The organism is Streptomyces sp. WAC04114, from assembly GCF_019733245.1.
GTDB classification, from domain to species: Bacteria; Actinomycetota; Actinomycetes; order Streptomycetales; family Streptomycetaceae; genus Streptomyces; species Streptomyces massasporeus_A.
The window spans coordinates 1-23,991 of sequence record NZ_JAIGQA010000020.1; the positions used below are offsets into that span (position 1 = coordinate 1).

The window sequence follows — 23,991 nt, forward strand, 5'->3', positions numbered from 1 at the left end:
CGCTCGGTGCCGTTGATGACGAAGGTGCCCTTGTTCGTCATGAGCGGGAAGTCGCCCATGAAGACCGTCTGGGACTTGATCTCGCCGGTCTCGTTGTTCGTGAACTCAGCGGTGACGAAGAGCGGGGTCAGCGACCGGCGCCGAAGTTCTGCGTCCACCAGGGGCCGCCGTCGCCGAAGTGGACGCCCACGCCCAGCTCCTTGAAGGAGCAGTTGAGTATGTTCGCGCGGTGCCCGGGGCTGTTCATCCAGGACTTCATCACCGAGGCGGCGTCCGCCTGACCCTGGGCTATGTTCTCGCCCAGGGTCGACCACTTGTACCCTGCGGCCTCGACCCGGGTCGTCATCGTCGAGCCGTCGGGGCCGGTGTGGGACATCACGCCGCTGCTCGCCATGACGTCGCTGTAGTCGTCGGCGGCCCGGGTGAGCCGGTCGTTCGCCGTGACCGGCGAGCAACCCGCCGCGGCCCGCTCCTTGTTGACCAGCGCGAGCACCTGCGCCTCGGGCCCGCCATCGGACTGCGAACCCGACCCCGAGTCCGACCCGTTGCTGCCCGGCCGCGTGCCGCCGGAACCGCTCGCCGACCCGCCGCCGCTGCTCTTCGCCGTCGTCCCCGCGGAAGCCTTCGACGCGGCGGCGGTCGTCTTCGGCGCACGGGGAGTGGGACTCGCCGACTTCTTCCGCTTCTCCTTCGGCTTCGCGCTCGGCGAGCTGCTCGCCGTGGTGCTCGGGCTCGCCGAAGCGGAGGCGAGCGGTGCCGCACCGCCGGCGGCGTCCCCGGCGCCCGGCGTTCTGTCCGTGCTGTTCGCGACCACCCGGTCCGACGCGTCGCCGTCCTCGCCGCTGACGACGGCCACGGTGATCCCGACGCCGGCGATCGCAGCGACGGCGCCCATGGCCAGCGCGGGACCACGCCTCTTCGCCCCGCTGCGGGGGCGGGCGTGGAAGCGGGACGGGCGAGCGGCTCGGCGGGAACCCATGCAGGACACCTCGGTTTGTCGGTCGGCTGACTCGGCCCCCGCGCCCGGTGGCCGCGAGATCGCGGCCACCGGACCTGTGGGGGGTGCTCGAGAGCCTAGGACCCGGCCGGGGCGGAAACCTGTGTTCGAAGGTCATCTTCAAGAAGCCTTAAGAGAGCCGCCAAAGTCCGCTGAGGAACGGCCGGAAGCATCCCGGCCCGGCCTGTCACGCGCCGGCCTGGTCTTCACCGTCTGCTCAACCAGGACCTCACCTGTCTGCGCAAGCCCTCACGCAACGGAGCCGCGGCATGGCCCGCCTGGTCAGCGCCAAGAGGTGGCCGAACTGTCCCGTAGGGCGGCGGCGCTGCGGAAGCGGCGGGTCGCCGCCCTCAGCTCTTGGACGCGAGGTATGAGGTCTCTTTGTCAGGCCGCACCACTACTGGCGGCTTGGGGCAGGAGCGGTCGGTGACTGAACTGGAGGTCGGGAAACCCAGCGCGGGCACAGGCGACGTCCGCCCTCCACCGGGCCGAGGACCTCGATGGGGGTGAGGCTTGGCACGGGCTAGTGGGCGACCGACCCGTTCCGGGCGTCGGACGCGGACTGCCACGCCCGTACACCCGCTCGGGACGCCTCCTTGGCCTGCTGCCACTTCGCGGCCGCCTGCTGGGACGGGGGCACGTCCATCTCGCGGATCATGCGCCGACCTGCTGTGAACACGGCGAACGCTCCGATGGCCATGCCGGTCCATGCCGTCACGGCGCCGGCCGCGGTGAGCACGGCACCGATCCTGACGAGCCGCGTGTCGATCTCGATGGTCGGGTGGGACTGCTGGTGGTGCTGGTTCATGACTCCACCATCCAACGGGGGGAAACAGCCTCGCATCCCCGCCGACGGCTCAGGTCGCCCTGAGCGATCAGGCGGACATCGCCGCGATCAATGTCGGCGCGCTCGGGAGTACGCGGTCCACGGACACAGGGCCTCGCTGCAAACCCTGGCTGAGCTGGCTTGCGTCGCCTGTGGAGCCGTAGTGGCCGCGGTGCTCAACCGGCAGGGGCCCGGGTAACGGTCACCTCGTCGACGCCGTCGACGAAGTGAAACGGCGCCTCGGAGCCCCAGCCGTCGGGCTCCGGCCGGTGCTATCGACGACCACGTGGCCCATCCCGCCCGAGGCTTTGCGTCCCAGCCGTCCGTCAGGTCGAAGACGCGGCGGCGACTGCTGCTGACACCGGCTGCCACGCTCAGGTCGCCGATTGCCACCGTCTCGCCGGTCCCTGCGATGACGCGGCTCGTACGGCAGCCCAGCTCCAGACCGGCGGTCTCGTGCAGCCGTCGCCTTAGCTCCTCCTCCCCCTAGCTCCTCCTCCAGCAGCGTCAGCATCTCGTGCGGTCCGTTCGAGCAACGCCCGGCGGGCGGTCGGGGCCCGCACCGCCTGCGCTGCGCAGCGCCGTTCAGTAGCTTGGCCGTCGTCCTCCGAGCGCCGGCGCCCCCCAGGTGGGACTGGGTATCGCCGCACCACGGAGGGTCGGGTTCCCGACGAACTTCACGCCCGTGGTGTGGGGCTCGACCCACGGGCGGGCGCTGTGCCAGAGTCACTGCCCTGACACATGCGGCGCCCGCCCGTCGGGGCCGCCGCGGGTCGGCGACCGGTCGCCGACCCCGGCACCAAGGGAGAGGTGAGGGCCATGGAGGAGACGAGGAGCGTCAGCGAGGCACGGGTCGGAACGGCGGCGCCGGGCGAGGCAGGGCTCGCGAACTGCGGGCAGCCGTCGAGCACCCCAGAGCCGCGGAACCAGGGGATTGTCCCGGAGCCGGAGGTCGCATCGGAGGGCTCGCCCCTGGCGGAGCCCGTGGCGCGCACCGCCAAGGCCCCGGGCGGCGAAGGGACGACGCTGTCACCGGGTCTCGACCTCGCGATACGGGACACTGCGGCGGACATCGCCGCCCTGCTACGCGGCGCGACCGACACCGGCCGTTCCGTGCCGGGCCTCACCTGGACGGTGGGGGAGACCGCCGCCCATCTGGCCCAGGCAAACGTGTTGATGGCGGACGTGGCCGCGGGCCGGGAGCGGGTCCACGGGGACGGCACGCCAGGGGGCATCGCCGAGGCCAACGCCCGCGTGCTCGCCACGTACGGCGAACGGGCCGCCGGGCCGCTCGCCGACCTGATCGAGGCCGGAGCGACGAGCTTCCTCGCTGCCCTGGCGGAACGGCGACCGGACGAGACGCTCCGCACCCCCATGGGGCCCATGGACCCTGCGACGCTCGCCTCGTACCTTCTCACCCACATGCTGGGGCACGGCTACGACCTGGCCCGGGCCCAGGGCCGGCCCCACATGATCGACCGGGGGCGGGTGGAACTCACGCTGCCTTTCATGAAGACGGTCATGCCGCGCGTCGTCGCACCTGCCGCCGTCGCCGGACTGACCGCGCGCTTCACCGTCCGATTGTGGGGCGGCGCCGCGTTCGGTGTCACGGTGGCGGACGGCGGCGTGACGGTGCATGACCGGCCCGAGGCGGGGGCGGACTGCACGATCCTCACCGAGCCCGCCGCCTTCCTGCTGATGGCCCTGGGCCGCGGCGGACCCTGGGGCGCCATCGCCCGGGGGCGGGCGCTTGCATGGGGCCGCAAGCCGTGGCTGGCGCCCCGCTTCCCGACGTTGTTCACCGCCCCGTAGGGTCTTCGACGCGCTCGGCCGCGAGACCTCGTCCTTCTCCGTCTGGGGCGCCATCGAGCATCTGCTCGTGGACGAGTCCGGCCATATCTGGGTCGGGCACCTCGATGAGAATCCGGTCGCAATCCGCCGCTGGAGCGCCACGGGGCCTACGTCCAGGCCACGACGTTCACCGCGTGGGGCGTTTTCGACCACGGGCCGATCACCGGTCATGCCGGCAGCGGGGTAGGTCAGCGGTGGCCGCCGTCGAGACGGTGGCCAAGGAGGCGTTGTCGAAGAAGCGGCCGCGGTAGTTGACCATGCGTCACCACCCACCCCACGGACCACTCCTCAACGCAAGGTAGGGGCGAAGCCACTCCTGAGCGCCGATCACATGGAAGTACCGGGCGGCGGTGCGGCGCCGCGACCAGCGCTGCGCCCCCGTCGTCTACACGGCATCGCGTAACGCATACGGCCTTCGTCGGCGACGGTGTGGGTCATCGGTCGGTGGTGCGTGCCGAGCCCCAGGTGCTTCCGCGCGCCGTGTTGCCGGCCCTTGCCCGCACCTCCTGTCGGGGGAAGAGTCGGGGCCCGCAATCGGACGTCGCGCATCCGCGACCGTCCGTTCAGCGTCCCCGTGAGGAGTCGCACCATGAAACGACCGCGCCCCAGAGCCTGGCTCCTGGCCGTCTTCACGTCCGTGCTGACTGCAGCACTGGCGTTATCGCCCGCACAGCCGGCGGCTTCCGACCCCATCGGCGTCCTGCGCACCCTCGACTGGGAACAGGCCGCCGACCGCACGCTCCCAGCCACCGCCCCCGCCAACTTCCTCAAGCAGTGGGGAACTTCATACGGCGCCACCAACGTCACCGGCCCCACGCGCGACGGCTCCCACGCGGCCCGTTTCGAGCTGCGCAAGACCGATCCGATCGTCTCCAGCAGCAAACGGGCGGAGATATCGCAGCGTGATGAGCAGCCGGCGAACGCCGAGCGGTGGTACGGCTTCAGCATCAATCTGGCGTCGAGCTGGGCCTACGACACCTCGGCCGAGATCGTGAGCCAGTGGCACCAGTGCGACACCGCCTGCCCGGGCGGCTCACCGCCCCTGGCGCTCCTGACCGACGAAGGGCGCTGGAAGATCGACTTCCGCGGCCAGTTCCTCGATCTGGGTGCATACACCACCGGTGTCTGGGTGGACTGGGTCTTCCACGTCACCTGGCGCACCGACAGCAGCGGTGTACTGCAGGTCTGGAAGAACGGCGAACGTGTCGTGACCCGCACCGGCGCCACCCACGACGGCGGCCCGCGCTCGCCCTACTTCAAGTTCGGCATCTACAAGTGGGACTGGAACACCGGTGCCCCCTCCAGCACCACCCAGCGCGTGATGTACTACGACGCCCTGCGCCTGGGCGATGAGCGCACCGCCCACAAGGACGTCGCACCGCAACGGACCTGCACACGCGCCGCACCGGTTACCTCCGCGACCGCCACCACCCACGAGGCGGCGAACCCGCCCGCCAACGCCGTCGACGGCGATCTGACGACCCGCTGGTCCGGCCAGGGCTTCGGCGCCGCCCTGATCCTGGACACCGGCGCGACACGCCACCTGTGCGGCGCGACGGTGGCCTGGCACCGCGGCGACCTGCGCTGGAACGACTACACCATCCACGCCTCGCCGGACGGCGTCTCCTACACCAAGGTATGGGAAGGCCGCAGCTCGGGAACGACCACCGCGCCCGAGACGGTTCTCTTCACCACCGGCCCCCTGGACGTCCGCTATCTGAAGATTTCCTTCTGGGCGAACCCCGAGAACGACTGGGCGAGCATCACCGAAACCAGCCCCCTCAGCCTCTGATCGGGGTCAGATCCACCTGGCGGCACGCACCCCCTTCGCAGACGCGAAGCGGAGCGGACGCCCACCGAGGCGGCCTCGCCCCAGGCGGTGGCCGACTCGGTGGCCGGATCGAGAGGGGTAACAGACCGCGCGGGGCGTTGCCCTACCGCGCGGCTCGATGAGCGCCGGCGTCGCCTCCACCACACGGAGAGCGGTGGGGAACATCTTGCCGTCCGGCACGCGTGCCCGCGGAAGCTCCCGCGGAGTTGCGACCGACTCGGCAACCGCCCTTGCTGAGTGCAGATGCCCGGCGAAGGCGTGGGGGAGCGCGACGCCTCTCGCCCTCGCCGCGTCACCACAGCCGGGTGCCCGGGGCGCCCTTGAACGGTCCCCGCACCTCGGTGGTGATCCAGCCGCCGTAGAAGTCGCCCTCCTGCGCCGTGACCTCCTCTCCGTCGACCGTGCAGCGGTCCACGCGGCTCGGGTAGAAGGCGAAGAAGCCGGCGAGGGAGGCGTAGGCGGGCTCGGGACGGGGATAGCTCCAAGCGGCACGAGCGCGTACGTCGTCTCCCACGATGACGTCCCAGTACCGGGCAGAGCCCTTCCATTCGCACCAGGTCCGGCCCGCGACCGCCGGGAGCAGCAGCTTCGTACGGACGTCCTGCGCGGGGATGTAGAACACGGGGGGATGGCTGGTCTCCAGTACCCGGACGGCTCCGCGGGTCTCGGCCACCACCTGGCCGGCGCACTCCACCCGCACGCGACGGTCGTCCTCCCGCACGACGGGCGGCCGCGGGTAGTCCCAGACCGACTCGGGCGACCGCGGGGCGGAACGCGGCACCGGCTCTTCCAGCGGGTCCAGATACAACTCGTCCTCGTAGCACCAGGCCCATTCCCTCCCATGTGCCAGGGTGCGTGCCACCGGGTGGGCGCTGGATTCGAAGTGGACCGTGGCGTGAGCGCCGGGGGAGCTATCGCTGCAGCCCACGTGTCCGCAGGTCAGGCACAGCAGCAGGCCGGCCGGTGCGTGTCCGGGCGCCGTGCAGGACACGCACGTCTCACTCAGTGGGGGAGGGTCCGCCGTCCAGGTGTGAGAGCAGTCTTTCCCCGAGGGCCGCCCGCCATCGGGCCGGGGCGTCCATCTCGTCATCGGTGATCACCGGCCTGTCCCGTCGACCTCACGCTTCTTGGCAGCACTGCGCCCCGGCCGACGCCCGTGCCGGTCACGCTCTCTCCTCCCTGGTCCTTGTTCTCCACCTGCTTCGCCCCGGCACCGCGCGAGGGATGCAGACCACCGGGGGCCTTTCTCACATCCCACTTGCCATGGAGTGCGCTCGAAGTCATAGCGTCGAGGACAACGGCGCACGAGGCCGTGTCAGTGCCCGCTCCTCCTGGGATGCCGGGCGACGGCATCTGTGCCTGGATGGACGGGAGGCTTCATGCCGCCCGAAGGACGATCAAGCGTGCAGGGAAGGCTGGAACACAGCATGCAGAAGCGTAGTCTGCGGGAATTGCAGGTATCAGCCATCGGGCTGGGGTGCATGGGCATGTCGGCCTTCTACGGAACCGCCGACGAGGCGGAGGGCATCGCGACGATCCGGCACGCCCTCGACCTCGGGGTGAACTTCCTCGACACCGCGCAGATGTACGGCCCGCTCACCAACGAGTCCCTCGTCGGCGAGGCGATCCGGGGGCGCCGCGACGAGTATGTGATCGCGACGAAGTTCAACTACCGGATGGACGACGCCGTACCGGGCGACATCAGCACGGTCGGTCCGCAGGACGGCTCGGCCGAACACGTCCGCAGCTCCGTCCACGGCTCGCTGAAGCGACTGGGAACCGACCACATCGACCTGTACTACCAGCACCGGGTCGACCCGAACGTGCCCATCGAGGAGACGGTCGGCGCGCTGGGCGAACTGGTCGCCGAGGGCAAGGTGCGCCACATCGGGCTGAGCGAGGCGAGCGCCCAGACCATCCGGCGGGCGCACGCCGTGCACCCGGTCACGGCCGTGCAGAGCGAGTACTCGCTGTGGTCGCGGGACGTGGAGGCCGAGGTGCTGCCGGCCTGCAGGGAGCTGGGCATCGGCTTCGTACCGTACTCACCCCTCGGCCGTGGCTTCCTCGCCGGGCGGTTCACCTCGCCGGACGACCTGGACGCCAACGACTGGCGCCGACAGAACCCGCGCTTCCAGGACGCCAATCTGGAGGCGAACCTGCGGCTGGCGGCGAAGGTGAAGGAGATCGCCGCCGAGAAGGACGTGACGCCGGCTCAGCTGGCCATCGCGTGGGTGCTGGCCCAGGGCGAGGACCTGGTGCCGATCCCGGGCACCAAGCGCCGCACCTACCTGGAGCAGAACGCCGCCGCCGTGGACATCGAGCTGACGAAGGACGACCTGGCCCGCATCGACGCGGAGCTGCCCGAGGCGGCCGGTGAGCGATACGACGAGGCAGGGATGCGGTCCGTCAACCGGTAGGCGGAGGGACGCACACACCACACGGGGGCTCGCAGGAGCGCGGGGTGGTCATCGACCTCCTGACCGCCGGAGGAGGCGACCGTCCGCTGTGCACGGCCGACTCCGAGCCGGCCGTGCAGGCAGCGGGTTCAGCGCGGGGCGAGTTCCTGGCGCAGGTGAGTGGCAGGCCGGTGATGCCTTCGCGGCGCGAGTCACAGCACGTCAGGGCCAAGGGTGCGACGATCGGTCCTGGTCACCGTCACCGACACCCTCGGCCTGCGCGTCGCGGTCTGGTCGTCGCCGCCATCGTCCAGGACCGGGACTGCGCCCGGAACGAGATAGTGATCCGCCGGGCGACGATCAGCGCTCCGCGAGGTTGTCCAGGTGTGGGCGCACAGACCGGCCGGGTCGGTCCCCTGCACTGCGGTATGCCGCTGTCCGAGGCCGAGGCTCTCCTCGGACCAGGGCGCCCGCACCCGGATTCGGATGAGGGGGCCGGACCTCGATGGCTACCCCCGGGTCGAGGCGACTACATGCCCCATCGTGAGCACCACTATTTTGGCGTCATCTACAAACACACCGTGTGACATCGTCGATGCCACGAGGGGGAGCGATATGAGCTCGGCGCTCGGCACGATCGGGCGGATATGGCGGTACCCCATCAAGTCCACCGGCGGTGAGTCGTTGGACGAAGCCGCCGTCGACGCCCGGGGCCTTGTCGGTGACCGGCTCTACGCGGTGCGGGACGCCGAGGGCAAGTTCGGTTCGGGTAAGAACACACGCCGCTTCCAGCGCATGCCCGGGCTGTTGCAGCTGCGGTCCCGGTACCCCGGAGGAGTGGTCACGAAGGGGCCCGAGCTGCTGGACCCGGACGGCGTGCCGGTGCCGGACCCCAGCGTCTACGTGCGGTGATACCTGGACCGCGACGACGTCGAAGTGGCACGCGAGGACACCGTCTCGCACTTCGACCAGCTCCCGCTCAGCCTCCTGACCACTGCCACCCTCGACTGGGTCCGCGCAGCCGTTCCCGGTGTGCCCGTCGACGAGCGCCGGTTCCGGCCGAACCTGCTGGTGCGGACACCGCCTGGCACGCCTGCGTTCGTGGAGGACGAGTGGTTCGGCGGTACCGCCCGCATCGGCGACACCCTGCGTATACGGTTCGAGCGCTCCAGCGAGCGGTGCGTGATGACCAACGAGGCCCAGCAGGATCTGCCGCATTCGCCGCTGATCCTTCGAGCCGTCGCGCAGGCACACGACATGCGGCTGGACGCGCTGGCCACGGTCGCACAGCCGGGATGCGTACGACTCGGCGACACCCTTGAGCTGTCCTGATACACAGGCCGAGACCAGCCCCCGACGATTCCACCTCGACTTCGCGGTCCAGGAAGTGGACGACGAGGCCGAGCCCCGGCTGCTGCAGCCGGGGCTCGGCCGGGCGTTACTCGGTGCGCAGGGCCGTGACCGTACGTGCCCTGGCGGCCCGCCCTGCCGGGATCAGCGCGCCCAGCATGGCGATCAGGACCCCGCCGCCCCCGAGCAGGAGCAGCTGGAGGAAGGGCCCGTACACATCGAGGACGAGCGACGGCAGGCCGGTGCCCACGGCACGCCCCATCATCGGCATGACGACGTGGTGGAGCGCGTATCCCGCAGGGACGCCGAGCAGCCCGCCGATCACGCCGATCAAGGCCACCGAGGCGAGCACGAGGCTCAGGGTCTGCCGCGGCGACATGCCGATCGCCTTGCAGACGCCCAAGTCGTGGATGCGTTCCCGGGTGTCGAGTACCACGGAGTTGAGCACGCCGAGACCTGCCACGGTGATCAGCATGAGGGTGAGCAGCACCGCCATCGCCGCCATGATGAGGATGACGCCGTCCTGCCCCGACTCGGAGGCGGTCGTGGCATCGCCCCCCAGCGGTTGTACGACCGCGGCGACGTTCCGGGCGTACTCGTCCGCGGAGACACCGGGCTTCGTCTCGACGAGGAAGGTGCTGGGCTCGGCCGACCTGAAGTCGCCCATGTCCGCGTGGACCTCCAGCCGGCTGCCCCCCCTGGCAGACCTGAAGAAGCAGAACGGCAAGCTGGTCATCGGCGCGGCGCCGGAGGTGAAGAAGCGCCAGGTGGGTGTGGTCGGCCTCAAGGAGGTCTACGGGGTGGAGTTCAAGGAGTTCAAGTCCCTCGACTCCTCCGGTCCCCTGGTCAAGGGCGCCCTGAAGAAGGGCGACGTCGATGTGGCGAACCTGTTCACCACGGACACCGACATCCGGGCCAACGACTGGGTGGTGCTGACGGACCCCGAGAACCTCATCCCCGGCCAGCACGTCGTCCCGCTCATCGCCGACCGCAAGGCCGACTCCGCGGTCCGCAAGGCCCTGGCCCGTCTCGGCAACGTCCTCACCACGGCCCAGCTCACCGAGCTCAACCGCCAGGTCGACAAGGACAAGAAGGACCCGGAAGACGTGGCGAACACATACGCGAAGCAGCACGGGCTGGCCTGAGACGGTGTCCTACGTGGTGAGGCGGACGTATCGCTTGCAGCGGCACAGGGCGGCTGCGAGGCCGAGAAGGGCCAGGTAGTTGCTTGGACGGCGTTCGTAGCGGGGGCTGAGTCTGCGACAGCCGGACAGCCACGAGATCGTCCGCTCGATCACCCACCTGCGGCGGCCCGGCCGTTCGCTGGACTCGATGCCTTTGCGGGCGGTGCGTACGCCGATGCCGCTTGCCCGGTGACTATCTCCGCAGGTGGGGGAGGTCTATGCCTCGTCGGCGTGCAGGCGCTGAGGTTTGAAGTGGCGGCCGCTGAGGGGCAGTCCGTTCGCGTCCGACAGGACGTGCATCTTGGAACCCGGCTTGCCCCGGTCCAGGCCGGGGAGAGCGAGGGGCGGGCGCTACGGACGTGACTGACAGATCTGACATCGGCGTCCACCTGGGGCCGGATTGGCCGCAAGGGTGAACACCACGCCACCCGAGGAGAGCAGCACGGGGCGCGGTGCACGCTCGACTCCGTCATGCGGGTGGCAACGGGTCCGACCGGACCGAAATCCGACCGACCCTGCTCAGCGGATCCAGAATCCACCCGATGACGGAACCGGACGGCTGCACCAGGTACCCATGCGCCTACGCTGCTGTCCAGATCACGTTCCGTTGCACCTGCGTGCGCGGTGCTCCACCACCGGTGAACAGGGGCGTCCCGGCGCCCAGCACGACGGGCGCGAGGTGCAGCGTCAGCACGTCGACCAGCCCGGCGCCGAGCGCCGAGCCGACGGTGGCGCCACCGCCCATGAGGACGACGTCGAGGTCCTTGCCACTGTCCGACGACGCCGCCTCGGCTCTCTCGCGCGGCGGTGACGGCGTCGGGCAAACCGGTGGGGACGAACGTCCAGTCGAGGTCGGTGACCCGCATCGTCACCGGCGGTGAACTGACCGCCGAGACTCTCACCGTCACCTCACCGGCGCCGGGCACTTGTTCTGGCCGCCGACCACCGCTGCTGCGCGCGCCGGCCCCGTCTCACCAATGTGGGATTACGGTCTCAGGGCGCTGCGGGGTCTGCGGCGTCGATGATCTTCTTCACGATGTCCTGGTGAAAGCCGCGCACATGTGCCTCCACCAGATCGCCGGCCGCCTCCGTGTCTCCGGCCGCGATGGCTTCGTAGATCGCGTGATGTTCCGCCCGCAGCCGGGAGGCGACCTTCTCCCAGTCGTCGAGCTTGTTGAACACAGTGAGCAGGGTGTGCCGCACCGCATTGCGGACCGCGATGGTCATGTCAGCGATCAGCCGGTTGCCCCCGGCCTCGGCGATGGCAACGTGGAAGTCCGTGTCGCAGTCGTTGAACTGCTCTCGGGGCAGACTTGCGTCGTCCATCCGGAGCAGGGGATCGCGGATGCGCTCGAGACCGTCCTTCGTGACGAGTTCCGCGGCCAGGCGAGCGCTGGCCCGCTCCAGCGTGGCGCGGGCCTCGACGACGTCGCCCATCGGAAAGTTCGCCAGCGCGATATGCAGCCGCAGCAACTGGGTGAGACCGGCGTCCGGCATGGCCGCGATCACGGTGCCGGAGGACGGCCCGGTGCCCACGCGTGAGCGCAACACCCCCTGGGCCTCCAGGACGCGCAGCGCCTCGCGCACCGCGGCCCTGCTGACACCGAGCATGTCGACGAGCTCCCGCTCGGGCGGCAACCGGTCACCGACTCGCAGTCGGCCCGCGAGGATCTGCTCTTCGATCCGGGCCAGCACGAGTTCGAAGGTGCGCGAGCGGGGCACTGGCTCCCAGGCAGCAGCCATGTCAGCCATAGAAAGCCCTTTCCCGCGTCTCAACTCCCTGAGTGTTGATCATAGCTTGAGCGCCCCGCTCTTTGGTCCGACCAAGCCGTAATTCGGTCGTTCGAAGCTCTGGACAAGCCCGCTGTCCGCTGCCTAGCGTGAGAAACCAAGTAATGGTCTGACCAAGCCCCCAATGTGAGGGTTCATGTACAAGCCAGATCTCTCTCCCGTGGCCGACAGCCTCGCGCTCTCGTCCCTCGTTGCCGTCCTGCCGCTGCTCACGCTCTTCGTCCTGCTCGGCGGCCTGAGGATGAAGGCTCACTGGGCCGGACTCGCCTCACTGGCCGTTGCGATTGCGGTGGCCGTGACCGCTTACGGCATGCCTGCCGACCTCGCCCTGCTCTCGGCGAGCGAAGGAGCGGCTTTCGGGCTGTTCCCGATCATGTGGATCGTCGTCACTGCCATCTGGGTCTACCAGCTCACCGTCGTCAGCGGCCGCTTCGCGGACCTGCGCCGGGCCTTCGGCCTGATCAGCGCCGATCCGCGCGTCCAGGCCATCATCATCGCCTTCTGCTTCGGCGGACTGCTCGAGGCCCTGGCCGGGTTCGGCGCGCCGGTGGCAATCACCGGGGTGATGCTGATGGGACTCGGCTTCGCCCCGGTCAGAGCCGCCGTCACCGTGCTGGTCGCCAACACCGCTCCCGTCGCGTTCGGCGCCATCGCCACGCCCATCATCACGGCCGGCAACCTGACGAAGATCCCGTACACGGAGATCGGCGCATACGTCGGCCACCAGACACCACTGGTCGCCTTCTTCGTGCCGCTTCTTCTCGTCGCCCTGGTCGACGGCCGCCGCGGAGTGCGCCAGACCTGGCCGGTCGCCCTGGTGTGCGGCGCGGTGTTCGGACTGGCTCAGTTCGTCAGCGCCACCTACCTCTCGGTGGAGCTGACCGACATCATCGCCTCGCTGCTCGCCCTGGCCGCTGTCGTCCTCTTCCTCCGTGTCTGGCGACCGCAGGGCGGTGAGGAGGCCAGGACCGATCTCCGCAAGGCGGCGGAGAAGGAGCAAGGGGACGGTTCGGCAGGACAGCCGCCGAACCCCGGGCACAGCGACCGGCCCGTGGCGCCGTCCGGAACGCCCACCGCGCCGGACAGCAGTGCCGTGACCGGAACACTCCCGACGGCCGGCACCACTCAGCGGATCGAGGGCCCCAGGATCCTGATGGCCTTCCTGCCCTACCTGATCATCATCGGGGTCTTCTCGCTCGCCAAGCTGTGGACTCCCCTCAAGGAGCTCCTGGCCGCCTCCGACGCGAAGTTCGGCTGGCCCGGACTGGACGGCGAGGTCCTCACCGCCTCCGGCCAGGCGTCGGCCACCACGGTCTACACCTTCCCCTGGCTGTCCTCGCCCGGGACCCTGCTGTTGCTGTCGGGCGTCGTGATCGCCGCCGTCTACCGGGTGACCCCGGCGGCCGCCGCCCGGGAATTCACCGCCACGCTGCACAAGCTGCGCTGGGCGCTGCTGACCGTCGCCGCTGTCCTCGCACTCGCCTATGTGATGAACCTGTCCGGACAGACCATCACCATCGGCACCTGGATCGCCGGAGCCGGTACGGCGTTCGCGTTCCTCTCGCCCGTCCTCGGCTGGCTGGGCACCGCGGTCACCGGATCGGACACCTCCGCCAACGCCCTGTTCGCCACGCTCCAGCAGACCGCCGCGAACAAGGCGGGACTCGATCCGACGCTGCTGGTGGCGGCCAACACCTCTGGCGGTGTCGTCGGCAAGATGATCAGCCCGCAGAACCTGACCATCGCCGCCACCGCGGTGGGCCTCATCGGCCGCGAGTCCCAGCTCTTCCGGGCGGCGATCAAGTGGAGCCTGATGCTCCTGCTGGCCCTGTGCGTGCTGGTGTACCTCCAGTCCAACGTCCTGTCCTGGATGCTGCCATGAGCTTGAAACCCGCACAGAAGCCGTCGCCCGCCGTGCCCTCCACTCACGGAACCATGCGGATCGCACTGTTCATCACCTGCCTCAACGACACGCTCTTCCCAGCCACCGGACGGGCTGTGGTGACGCTGCTGGAGCGGCTGGGCCACCGTGTGGACTTCCCGCCGGAGCAGACCTGCTGCGGCCAGATGCACTTCAACACCGGTTACCAGCGCGACTGTGTGCCGCTCGTCCGGCGCTTCGCCGAGGCTTTCGCCGGTTACGACGCCGTGGTCACGCCGTCCGGCTCGTGCGCCGCCATGGTGCGCGAGCACCACGGGCGGATCGCTGAGGTGTCCGGCGACGACCGGCTGTCCGCCGCGGTCCATGACGCACCGCGTGTCTACGAACTCTCCGAATTCCTCGTCGACGTACTCGGTGTCACCGACGTCGGGGCGTACTTCCCGCACAGGGTCACCTACCACCCCACGTGCCACTCCCTGCGCATGCTCGGCGTCGACGACCGGCCCCTCACCCTGCTGCGCGCCGTCCGCGGCATCGACCTGGTGGAACTCGGTGCGGCCGACCAGTGCTGCGGGTTCGGCGGCACCTTCGCCCTGAAGAACGCCGACACGTCGGTGGCCATGTGCACGGACAAAGTACGGCACGTCCTGGCCACCGGAGCCGACGTGTTGTGCGCCGGTGACAACTCCTGCCTCATGCACATCGGCGGCGCCCTGTCCCGCCTGCGCACCGGAGTGAACGTCATGCACCTCGCCGAGATCCTCGCGTCCACGGAGAAAGCACAAGTACACGGCGCGGCGGAACCCTCACCCGCCTCCTCGCGCGGCACCGAAAGGACGAAGACCTCGTGAACGACGCGACGTTCCTGGGCATGCCGGCCTTCCCGACGGCGGCGGCGAGCGCCCTGCGCGATTCCCAGCTGCGCGGCAATCTGGCCCGTGCCACCGGGACCATCCGCTCCCGGCGTGCGGCGGCCGTCGCAGAGCAGGACGACTGGGAGCAGCTGCGGGAGGCCGGGCGTGCGGTCAAGGAACGCACCCTGCGCCATCTGGACCGGTATCTGCTGCAGGTGGAGGAGAAGGTGACCGCGGCGGGCGGCAAGGTGCACTGGGCGCGCGACGCCGAGGAGGCACGCCGCATCGTCGTCGGCCTGGTGCAGGACACCGGTGAACGGGAGGTCGTCAAGGTCAAGTCGATGGTCACGCAGGAGATCGGGCTCAACGAGGCGCTGGCCGACGCCGGCATCGACGCGTACGAGACCGATCTGGCCGAGCTGATCGTGCAACTCGGCCAGGACCAGCCCTCCCACATCCTGGTCCCGGCCATCCACCGCAACCGGGCGGAGATCCGGGAGATCTTCCTGCGGTCGATGGGCGCGTACGGCACCGCGGCACCGGCCGACCTGGATGACGATCCGAGGCGGCTGGCCGACGCCGCGAGGCGTCATCTGCGGGAGAAGTTCCTGAGGGCCAAGGTTGCCGTCTCCGGTGTCAACTTCCTGGTTGCGGAGACCGGGACGGCGGTCGTGGTCGAGTCCGAGGGCAACGGGCGGATGTGCCTGACGCTGCCCGAGACGCTCATCTCGGTGGCGGGGATCGAGAAGGTCGTACCCACCTGGCAGGACCTCGAGGTCTTCCTGCAGCTGCTGCCGCGCTCCTCCACGGGGGAACGGATGAACCCCTACACCTCGACCTGGACCGGCACGACCGCCGACGACGGCCCCCGCGCCTTCCATCTGGTGCTGGTCGACGGAGGCCGCACCGATGCGCTCGCCGACCCGGTCGGCCGGCAGGTACTCAACTGCATCCGCTGCTCCGCCTGCCTCAACGTGTGCCCCGTGTACGAGAGGGTGGGCGGACACGCCTACGGATCGGTCTACCCCGGCCCGATCGGCGCCGTCCTCAGTCCCCAACTGCGGGGCACCAGCTCGGACGTGGACCGTGCCCTGCCGTACGCCTCGTCGCTGTGCGGGGCGTGCTACGAGGTCTGCCCCGTCAAGATCGACATTCCCGAGGTCCTGGTGCATCTGCGGGCCCGGATCGTCGAGGAGGGGCGCGGGCGGCTCGTGCCGAAACCGGAGCGCCTGGCGATGGCCGCCGCACGCTGGGTGCTCTCCCGTCCCTCGCGTCTGACGGCCGCGCAGCGAGCGGGAGCCCTGGCCGCACGGCTGGTGGCCCGGCGCGGGCGAGTGGGCCGGCTGCCTGGCCCGCTGTCCCGCTGGACCGACTCCCGCGACGCCCCTGTCCCGCCCGCGGAGACCTTCAGCGCCTGGTGGAAAAGGACGCATCGATGACCGTACGCCGGAAGGAGGCAGAGATGAACGCGCGCACCGAAGTGCTGGACCGGATCAGACGTGCCCTGGACGACGTGCCCGCGAGTGAGGGTCCACAGGACGTCCCGGTGCCCCGCCAGTACTCTCGCGGCGGCCAGCAGCCGGCCGGGTCGGCGGCGGCCGTGGAACTGCTCGCCGAACGACTCGCCGAGTACGGGGCGTCGGTGCACCTCGTGTCCACGCAGGACGTCGGCTCCCGCGTGGGGCAGTTGGTGGCCGGCCTTGGCACCGGTTCCGTCGTGGTACCCCGTGGCTTCCCGCCCGAGTGGCGGTCCGCGCTGGACCCCGACAGGGTGCTGACCGACGAGCCCCGACTTCCGGTCGCCGAACTGGACCGGGCCCGAGCGGTGGTGACGACCGTGGCCGCCGCCATCGCCACGACCGGAACCCTTGTCCTGGACGGCGGCCCCGGCCAGGGCCGGCGCGCCCTGACGCTGGTGCCTGACGTCCATGTGTGCGTCGTACGCGCCGGACAGGTCGTGGCGTCCGTGCCGGAGGTGTTTTCCGCCCTGGATCCGGTGCGTCCACTGACCTTCGTCTCCGGGCCGTCGGCCACCAGTGACATCGAACTCGACCGGGTCGAGGGCGTGCACGGTCCGCGCACGCTGGAAGCCCTCATCGTCGTCTGAGAGTCCGAGCATCTCGTCCTCATAGGAAGAGAGTTGAGCAGTGAAGCCCGCCCTTCACCCAGTACCGCACCGGCATGCGGCAGCACCGACGGCGCCTCACTCGGTCCCCCTGCCCGACACCCCCTCGGCATCGGCGAGCTGCACGCTCCCCGCCGAGAAGCGTGCGGTAGCGGCAGCCAGGGCGTTCGCCCGGGACCGGCTGACGGCATGGCGCCTCGGGGACGAAACGGCCGAAGCGGCGAGCGTCGTGGTGTCGGAGTACGTCACCAACAGCGTTCAGCACAGCGGCGCCCACCACGTCACGCTGCGACTGGCATGCTGCGCGTCCCACTTGTGGATCGAGGTCGTCGACGCCGGTGTGTGGCAGAACCGCACGGGGCCCGAGGACAACGGCCTGGCCGAGTGCGGCCGGGGCTTCTGGCTGGTCGAGGCACTGTCCCTGCGGTCCGGAGTGCACCACACCCAGCACGGCACCACCGCCTGGGCGCTGCTGCCCCACGCCCCCGCCACATGCAAGCGCCCCGACCGCTCGTTAGCCGGGCGCACCGATACGGGGACCGGCTCGCGCCGCTCACCCGCACACCGCTCGGTCCTTCGCCTCCCCGGTTGAGCCGCACACGGCAGGGGCCGGCAGGGCGCAGCGCGCACCGGTTGTGTGTCAGAGGCGCAGGTCTGCGGAGTGGAGCGGCGGCCGCTCTCGGTCCCTGTTCAACCGGATGTGCCGGTGGTGTCGGCAGCGCATCTGAGCCGATCCGCCCAATCGCCGGCGTAGCGCGGCCAATTGAGATGCATACTGGGCGCCGTCAGCTCGCTTCGACCCGGCCTGACACCACACGCGGGCGGATTCGGAGGATCGCGATGAAGGTCCGGCTGCTCTGGGGTGCCGCTGCGGGAGCCGTCATTGCCATCGCGGCGCGGGCAGCGGCCGGCTGGATCGAACGCCAGCCCGACCCCGTCCCCTACGAACGGCTCCGCCGCGAACCCGAGGGCGAGGAAGCGTTCCTTCCCCGCCCCGACGGGACGGTGCTGCGCACCATCGTCGCGGGCGAAGGCCCACCAGTGGTACTGGCCCACGGATACGGTGCCTCGCTCCTGGAGTGGAATCTGGTGCAGGCCACCCTGGTGGCCAGCGGTCACCGTGTCATCGTCTTCGACCAGCGCGGCCACGGAGGGTCGACGCTGGGTGCGGACGGCATCGGCTCCGGCCCCATGGCGCAGGACTACGTGGCGGTCATGGAGCACTTCGACGTACGCGACGCAGTGCTCGTCGGGCATTCCATGGGCGGGTTCCTCGCCCTTCGAGCCGTGCTCGACCACCCCGCCGTCGCCCGGAGGCTGCGCGGCCTGGTGCTGTTCGCGACCTGGGCGGGCCGCATCTACGACGGAGCACCGCACAACCGGCTGCAGATCCCGCTGCTGGAGATGGGCATCCTCCAGCGGCTGGCCCGCACCCGCACATGCGGAATCCTCTTCGGAGCCGCCCAGTGCGGCAAACGCCCCTCTCCCGCGATGATCGAGGTTTTCCTCGAGGTCTTCCTGCAGCAGGCCCATGCCTCGCTCGTACCGATCGTGCGGGCGTTCGCCCGCGAAGACCGCTATCCACGCCTGGCCGAGATCGCGGTCCCCACCGTCGTCATGGTCGGCTCGGCCGATCGCAGCACGCCGTCCAGCCACGCCCGGCGCCTTGCCTCCGGCATACCGGGCGCACGACTGATCACCGTGCCGGACGCCGGACATATGTTGAACTGGGAGGACCCCCACGCCCTGGTGCAGGCCGTCAGCTCCCTGCATGATGGTCGTCGCCCCCCTGACGCGTAGCGATCTCCGCGCGCGCCGCTGTGACGGGAAGTGTGGGGTCGGCTCAGGGCTCGGTTCTCGGCCGGAGGCGAACCTGCTCGGGCAATTGGCCGGTAGCGCGGTGTGATCCGCCCTCGAATGCGGCTTAGGTGAAAGGGACGAGGAGCCGTGTCGGGCGAGGGGGACAGGTGTACGACTACATCATCGTGGGTGCCGGATCGGCGGGGTGCGTGCTGGCGAGCCGACTCAGCGAGGACGAGACCACGCGCGTTCTGCTCATCGAGGCGGGACCCGTGGACGACGCCCCTGAAATCCGCATCCCGGCAGCGTTCAGCAAGCTCTTCCAGACCAAGTACGACTGGAGTTACCTCACCGAGTGCGAACCGGGACTGGACGGCCGCCGTCGCTATCTGCCCCGCGGCCGGATGCTCGGCGGCTGCTCGTCCATGAACGCGATGATCTACATACGTGGCAATCGCCGTGACTACGACGCCTGGGCGGCCGGCGGCGCCGACGGGTGGAGCTGGCAGGATGTCCTGCCCTACTTCCTTCGCGCCGAAGACTTCGGGGGCGCCCCGTCGCCCTGGCACTCCACCGGCGGGCCTCTCACGGTCAGCGAGGGCCGTTCCCGGCATCCGTTGGCGGACGCCTATGTCACGGCAGCACAGGAGGCGGGCTACCCCTACACGAGCGACTTCAACGGCCCAGAGCAGGACGGCGTCGGCTATTACCACCTCACCCAGCGAGGCGGTCTGCGCTGCAGCACGGCCGACGCCTATCTGCGGCCGGCCCTGTCCCGGCCCAATCTCGAGGTGCTGACCGGCGTCACGTGCACCCGCGTACTCCTGGACGGCGACCGTGCGACCGGTGTCGAGGTGGAACGGGACGGCGAACTGCTGCCCTTACGAGCCGAACGGGAAGTCGTGCTGTCGGCCGGCGCCTACAACTCCCCGCAGCTGCTCATGCTCTCCGGCATCGGCCCGGGCAGCGAACTCGCTTCCCACGGCATCACGCCCCGCGTCGACCTCCCGGTGGGGGAAAACCTGCAGGACCATCCGCATGTCGGTCTGTGCTACCTGACCGAGACCGAGTCGTTGTTCACCGCCGAGACACCGGAAAACGTCCGCCTACTGGAGACCGAGGGCCGCGGTCCCCTCACCTCGAACGTCGGCGAGGCCGGCGGATTTCACCGCACCCGTGAGGGACTGGACGCTCCCGACATCCAGGTGCACGCCACCCCGGTGATGTTCCACGAGGAGGGCATCAGCCCCGTGGCCGACCACGCTTTCATGGTCGGCGCGGTCGTCCTCGCCCCCACGAGCCGGGGCAAGGTCTCCCTGCGGTCGGCCCTGCCCAGCGCCAAACCGCGCGTTCTGCACAACTACCTGGCCACCGAGGAGGATCGCGCCACGATGATCCGGGCACTGCGGATGTTGCTCGACATCGCCGCTCAGCCCAGCCTGGCCAAGCACCGGCGTGCCGACTTCCGCGTGCCGCGCTCCACGGACGACGCCGGCCTGCTCGACTTCGCCCGGCGCGACTTGCAGACTCTTTACCACCCGGCGAGCAGTTGCTCCATCGGCCCCGTCGTGGACTCCCGGCTCAGGGTGCACGGCGTGAGCGGCCTGCGGGTGGTGGATGCCTCGGTGATGCCCACCGTGGTGCGGGGCAACACCAACGCCCCGACGATCATGATCGCGGAGAAGGGCGCAGACATGATCCGCGGTCTTTGATCCCCAAACAGGGCAGGAGCAGGACTCCGTTGGGCCCGCCAGACAGCCCGGACAGGGCGCGTCACACGGTCGGTGCGGCAGGGATGCCGTGGGGGAGCGGTCACAATCCGCGGTCGTGGCCGAGGACTTCTCTTCTTCTATTGAGCCGACCCAGGCCCTGGCGGCTCGGACGCCTCGAAGCCGAGAGATGCGGCGATCACCCGCCAAAGGATTGAGACAACGCCACGCCGAGTGCGTATGGCTCGACAAGGAAACCGTAGGCACACGTCCGCGGTCCGGCTCAGCAGCAGACGATATCGCCCGATCTCCGGCGTTGACCGGCCAGTTCAGCAGACCACTGGAGTGGCCGGCGCGCGTTCCACGGAGCGCTACGCGGGGCCGTGGTGGCGCCCCGCCCCGGACCTGTTTGGTCGAGGAGGACTACCGATGGGATTCGACGAGGCCGAACCGCCACGGGCTCTCAACTGGGGGCGCGAGTCCGCCCAAGAGATCCAGGATTCATTTCAGGCAGTTCTGAACGCCCTGGATGCCGCTCGCGCCGATCTTTACGCGGTGAAGGAGCACCAAGGGCTCGAAAGCCCGTCACCGTCCTTGGACCGCCCCAGCGCAACAGCCGGATACGGCAGCCCCACCCATCCCGTCCCGTCCCTGTCGCCACCGCAGCCAGGGACGCAGGGCCCGGGATCCCGGCCCGACCTGGTTCCGGTCCGTCCGCAAGGCCTCCCACCGTCTGCCGACGCGCCTCAACCCGCTTGGGACCGGCCGGCCGCCGGGAACGCCGTGGTCGAGCCGCTGTGGTCACGCGGGGTGCGGCAGGAGGCGGTCGCACCACGGGAGGCGGGACAGCCACCCACTGCGCGCGGCGGGGGCCCGGCGCAGGCCGAACCGCCGGCAGCTTTCCCGCCGCCCCCAGTCGCTCTGCAGGACCGTGCGCGCCGATGGACCGACTCAACTGAGGACTCGACCTACCCATCGCGGGCCGCGCAGCCGAACCGCTTCGCCGCCCCGCCCTCCCAGACGCCACCGCGCCCAGAACCGGTCCGCCCCCCTGGGCCCGGGGGAAGCCCAGGACATCGCCGCTTCACCGACCGGCGACACAGCCGGCTCGCCGGAGTCTTCGGCCTGGGCGCCGTGAGCGGATTGGTCCTCGCCTCTTCGCTGCTCAGCAACGGCGACTCCGCACCGGCGACGCCGCCCGCGTACTTGGAGCAGCCGGACCGGCCATTGCCAGAGAATCCGGCACCTGCAGCCCCGTCCCCACCGAACGGGCAACCGAACCAGCCGGCTCCCGGCAACGCCTCGCTGCCCGAGACCCCGGGCACCGGACTACTGCGCCCAGGCGACACCGGCCACGGTGTGTACGAGTTGCAGGTACGTCTGCTCCAGATCCCTCACATCTATGACGGAGGCGCCATCAACGGCCGCTACGACACGGAGGTCCGGCGGGCAGTGGCCCGATTCCAGAATGCATACGGCATCCGCGGAGACGAGACCGGCGTCTACGGGGACAACACCCGACACGCCCTCATGCTGCGGACGAAATAGTCGCCACAGCCACATGCCAGATCCTGCGACGACTGCACGGCCTGCTGAAGTCACCTCAATTGTCCTACTCGACTCCGCCCGCGGGGACCTCGGCGCCCCCGGCAGCACACCCGCCCAGCGGCCGTACGACGTGCTGCGGGAGATGCGTGCCTTGTTGCGGGGCTGTCCCTACAGGGCGAGTATCCGATCGATCCAAAAGTCGGCGAAACCGTCCCGTGCCTCGGCGAAATCCCTAGCATCTGACAATGCGCACAACTCCTACGCTGCTGCGGGCCTTTCGTCCTTCTGTCCAAGAGCGTCTCTACGACTTCTACGACGAGCTGCGAAGTGCCGACGAACTCTTCTTCGACCGCCATCTGGACGCCTGGATCGCGACCTCGCACGCACTGGTCAGCAGCGCCGCGGCCGATCCGAGGCTGTCGTCGGTGCGCTACCCCGACATCGGTGCCGTCTGCGAGGAACTGCGCCCGCTGGCTGGAGTCCTGAGCCGGCAGATGCTCTACAGCGACGCTCCCGACCACACCCGGCTGCGGTCCCTGATCGGCAAGTCGTTCACACCCCGGGCGGTGGCGTCGCTGCGCCCCCGGATCGAGGAAGCAGTCGACCGGCTCCTCCTGCAGGCCGCGCCCACTGGCCGGATGGACGTCATGGCCGACCTGGCCCGCCCTCTGCCTCTCACCGTGATCTGCGACCTGATCGGCGTGCCTGAGCAGGACCGCCCCGCCCTCGCCGCGTGGTCGGCCCCGATCGCCGAGGCCATCGGCAACTCCCGCCTCGACGCCGACGCCCATCGCACGGCCTCGCAGAGCATGGCGTCCACACTCGACTACCTCCGCACTCTCCTCTCACACCAGGACACCTCCACTCCGCACACCCTGGGCCGACTGCTGACCGCACAGGCGCAGCACACCGGCCAGGACCTCGACGAACTCCTCGCCAACTGTGCCCTGCTCCTCATCGCCGGCCACGAGACCACCACCCACTTCATCGGCAACTCGACCCTCGCTCTGCTGCGCCACCCGCACGCCGCCGACCGGTTGCGCACGCGCCCCGACCTGATGCCCGCCGCCGTTGAGGAACTTCTGCGCTACGACGCCCCGGTGCATCTGCTGCTCCGACGGGCGCGCCATGACCTCGAGCTGGCTGGACGCACCATCGCTGCGGGGCAGACCGTGCTCCTTGTGTGCGGCGCCGCCAACCGCGACCCCGCCGCCTTTCCGGACCCTCACGTACTGGATCTCGAACGGTCCGGCACACGGCACATCGCATTCGGACACGGCCCTCACTTCTGCCTCGGCGCGGCGCTGGCCCGGCTCGAAGGCGAGGTCGCGCTCGGCGCACTGCTCACCCGGTTCCCCGGCCTTCGCCTCGACGGCCCCGAACCGCAGTGGCAGCGCAGTCTCAACTTCCGTGGCCTCACGCGCCTGGACGTCCGCTTCACCCCGGCAGGTGGATGAGCGCAGCACCGGCCGCAGGACCGACCCGCCGAGGCGCCCTGCGCACGCCCGTGACCACGCGGCGCGATCCAGCAGCCGTCCCGTCGGGACCCAGCTGCCCCCGCCGTCCGCCGCAGCGCTGGGGCGTCCAGCCTCTGCCTCGCTCCAGGGTTCCTGGAGGCTCAGCGGCCCACGTGCGGCGCTTCGGCGGGGGTGCGCCGGTCGGCGGGAGAGGTACCACACCAATGATCACCGGAGTCACCAGGGGGCCCGCAGCATCGGTATGGCAACGGGCTTCTCAGACATCCCCACACGATGATCTCTTCGCTGAGCACCGGCCGAGCCGTTTCTCCGCCGATACGAGGCGTTGTCGCTCCTGATCGACAGACAGTGCCCCGGCCGGGGGACCGT

At 70.0% G+C, this 23,991-nt stretch carries 19 protein-coding genes and 4 pseudogenes; 15 read left to right on the forward strand and 8 right to left on the reverse strand.

The annotated features are described in order from the left end of the window. Positions 1-127: 127 nt before the first annotated feature. The 3 genes and pseudogenes from K4G64_RS08480 to K4G64_RS41330 form a co-directional block, all read right to left on the reverse strand. Positions 128-979: a CAP domain-containing protein gene (locus K4G64_RS08480; RefSeq protein WP_221755414.1), complete on the reverse strand. Its 852-nt coding sequence runs from the start codon at positions 977-979 to the stop codon at positions 128-130. A gap of 541 nt (positions 980-1,520) precedes the next feature. Continuing rightward, on the reverse strand, positions 1,521-1,805 hold the full coding sequence (locus K4G64_RS08485) for a hypothetical protein (RefSeq protein WP_221755415.1): 285 nt from the start codon (positions 1,803-1,805) through the stop codon (positions 1,521-1,523). 206 nt (positions 1,806-2,011) lie between these two features. Next, positions 2,012-2,186: pseudogene (locus K4G64_RS41330) on the reverse strand (dihydrofolate reductase); the annotation flags it as partial. 456 nt (positions 2,187-2,642) lie between these two features. On the opposite strand from K4G64_RS41330, the gene K4G64_RS08490 reads away from it, so the two are divergent. Further along, positions 2,643-3,635: a maleylpyruvate isomerase family mycothiol-dependent enzyme gene (locus tag K4G64_RS08490; RefSeq protein ID WP_221755416.1), complete on the forward strand. Its 993-nt coding sequence runs from the start codon at positions 2,643-2,645 to the stop codon at positions 3,633-3,635. Positions 3,636-4,263: 628 nt separating this feature from the next. Then, the gene (locus K4G64_RS08495; RefSeq protein ID WP_221755417.1) at positions 4,264-5,466 is read left to right on the forward strand and encodes a heparin lyase I family protein; all 1,203 of its coding nucleotides are present in this window, start codon (positions 4,264-4,266) and stop codon (positions 5,464-5,466) included. 331 nt (positions 5,467-5,797) lie between these two features. On the opposite strand, the gene K4G64_RS40980 is transcribed toward K4G64_RS08495, so the two are convergent. Continuing rightward, positions 5,798-6,595, reverse strand: a complete 798-nt coding sequence (locus tag K4G64_RS40980; RefSeq protein WP_221755418.1) for a DUF427 domain-containing protein — start codon at positions 6,593-6,595, stop codon at positions 5,798-5,800. A gap of 337 nt (positions 6,596-6,932) precedes the next feature. Here K4G64_RS40980 and K4G64_RS08505 point away from each other — a divergent pair, with 337 nt between their 5' ends. The 3 genes from K4G64_RS08505 (at position 6,933) to K4G64_RS39960 (ending at position 9,233) form a co-directional block, all read left to right on the forward strand. Then, positions 6,933-7,922, forward strand: coding sequence for an aldo/keto reductase (locus K4G64_RS08505; RefSeq protein ID WP_221755419.1), 990 nt, complete (start codon positions 6,933-6,935; stop codon positions 7,920-7,922). A 594-nt stretch (positions 7,923-8,516) separates the two neighbouring features. Continuing rightward, the gene (locus K4G64_RS39955; protein WP_260460185.1) at positions 8,517-8,813 is read left to right on the forward strand and encodes an MOSC domain-containing protein; all 297 of its coding nucleotides are present in this window, start codon (positions 8,517-8,519) and stop codon (positions 8,811-8,813) included. A 24-nt stretch (positions 8,814-8,837) separates the two neighbouring features. Beyond that, positions 8,838-9,233 (forward strand): MOSC domain-containing protein, encoded by a 396-nt coding sequence (locus K4G64_RS39960; RefSeq protein ID WP_308122282.1) that lies wholly within the window; start codon positions 8,838-8,840, stop codon positions 9,231-9,233. 106 nt (positions 9,234-9,339) lie between these two features. Here the strand turns inward: K4G64_RS39960 and K4G64_RS08515 are convergent, their stop codons facing one another. Beyond that, positions 9,340-9,918 (reverse strand): ABC transporter permease, encoded by a 579-nt coding sequence (locus K4G64_RS08515; protein WP_260460186.1) that lies wholly within the window; start codon positions 9,916-9,918, stop codon positions 9,340-9,342. Positions 9,919-9,940: 22 nt separating this feature from the next. Between K4G64_RS08515 and K4G64_RS08520 the strand changes: the two are divergent. Next, positions 9,941-10,396, forward strand: a pseudogene (locus tag K4G64_RS08520) (glycine betaine ABC transporter substrate-binding protein); the annotation flags it as partial. Positions 10,397-10,405: 9 nt separating this feature from the next. Here K4G64_RS08520 and K4G64_RS08525 read toward each other — a convergent pair. The 3 genes and pseudogenes from K4G64_RS08525 to K4G64_RS08535 form a co-directional block, all read right to left on the reverse strand. Further along, positions 10,406-10,762 (reverse strand): annotated as a pseudogene (locus K4G64_RS08525) (transposase); the annotation flags it as partial. A 253-nt stretch (positions 10,763-11,015) separates the two neighbouring features. Then, positions 11,016-11,355 (reverse strand): annotated as a pseudogene (locus K4G64_RS08530) (dihydrofolate reductase family protein); the annotation flags it as partial. Between the two features lie 73 nt (positions 11,356-11,428). After that, on the reverse strand, positions 11,429-12,178 hold the full coding sequence (locus K4G64_RS08535; protein ID WP_260460187.1) for a FadR/GntR family transcriptional regulator: 750 nt from the start codon (positions 12,176-12,178) through the stop codon (positions 11,429-11,431). 184 nt (positions 12,179-12,362) lie between these two features. On the opposite strand from K4G64_RS08535, the gene K4G64_RS08540 reads away from it, so the two are divergent. From K4G64_RS08540 to K4G64_RS08580, 9 genes are all read left to right on the forward strand, one after another. Then, positions 12,363-14,108 (forward strand): L-lactate permease, encoded by a 1,746-nt coding sequence (locus K4G64_RS08540; RefSeq protein WP_221755421.1) that lies wholly within the window; start codon positions 12,363-12,365, stop codon positions 14,106-14,108. A 53-nt stretch (positions 14,109-14,161) separates the two neighbouring features. Beyond that, a complete protein-coding gene (locus K4G64_RS08545; RefSeq protein ID WP_221755422.1) occupies positions 14,162-14,959 on the forward strand; it encodes a (Fe-S)-binding protein in 798 nt (265 codons plus the stop codon). A 20-nt stretch (positions 14,960-14,979) separates the two neighbouring features. Next, positions 14,980-16,401, forward strand: a complete 1,422-nt coding sequence (locus K4G64_RS08550; protein ID WP_221755460.1) for a LutB/LldF family L-lactate oxidation iron-sulfur protein — start codon at positions 14,980-14,982, stop codon at positions 16,399-16,401. Positions 16,402-16,424: 23 nt separating this feature from the next. Then, complete coding sequence (locus tag K4G64_RS08555) at positions 16,425-17,069, forward strand: LUD domain-containing protein (protein ID WP_221755423.1); 645 nt, start codon at positions 16,425-16,427, stop codon at positions 17,067-17,069. A 40-nt stretch (positions 17,070-17,109) separates the two neighbouring features. Further along, entirely contained in the window at positions 17,110-17,679 is a 570-nt protein-coding gene (locus K4G64_RS08560) for an ATP-binding protein (protein WP_221755424.1), read from the forward strand. 248 nt (positions 17,680-17,927) lie between these two features. Further along, positions 17,928-18,887 carry an alpha/beta fold hydrolase gene (locus tag K4G64_RS08565; RefSeq protein WP_221755425.1) on the forward strand — a complete coding sequence of 320 codons (960 nt, stop codon included), beginning with the start codon at positions 17,928-17,930 and terminating at the stop codon, positions 18,885-18,887. A gap of 167 nt (positions 18,888-19,054) precedes the next feature. After that, positions 19,055-20,599 (forward strand): GMC family oxidoreductase N-terminal domain-containing protein, encoded by a 1,545-nt coding sequence (locus K4G64_RS08570; RefSeq protein WP_308122283.1) that lies wholly within the window; start codon positions 19,055-19,057, stop codon positions 20,597-20,599. Between the two features lie 1,131 nt (positions 20,600-21,730). After that, positions 21,731-22,144 carry a peptidoglycan-binding domain-containing protein gene (locus K4G64_RS39965; RefSeq protein WP_308122284.1) on the forward strand — a complete coding sequence of 138 codons (414 nt, stop codon included), beginning with the start codon at positions 21,731-21,733 and terminating at the stop codon, positions 22,142-22,144. A gap of 245 nt (positions 22,145-22,389) precedes the next feature. Further along, positions 22,390-23,601 carry a cytochrome P450 gene (locus tag K4G64_RS08580; protein WP_221755428.1) on the forward strand — a complete coding sequence of 404 codons (1,212 nt, stop codon included), beginning with the start codon at positions 22,390-22,392 and terminating at the stop codon, positions 23,599-23,601. Positions 23,602-23,991: the final 390 nt, after the last annotated feature.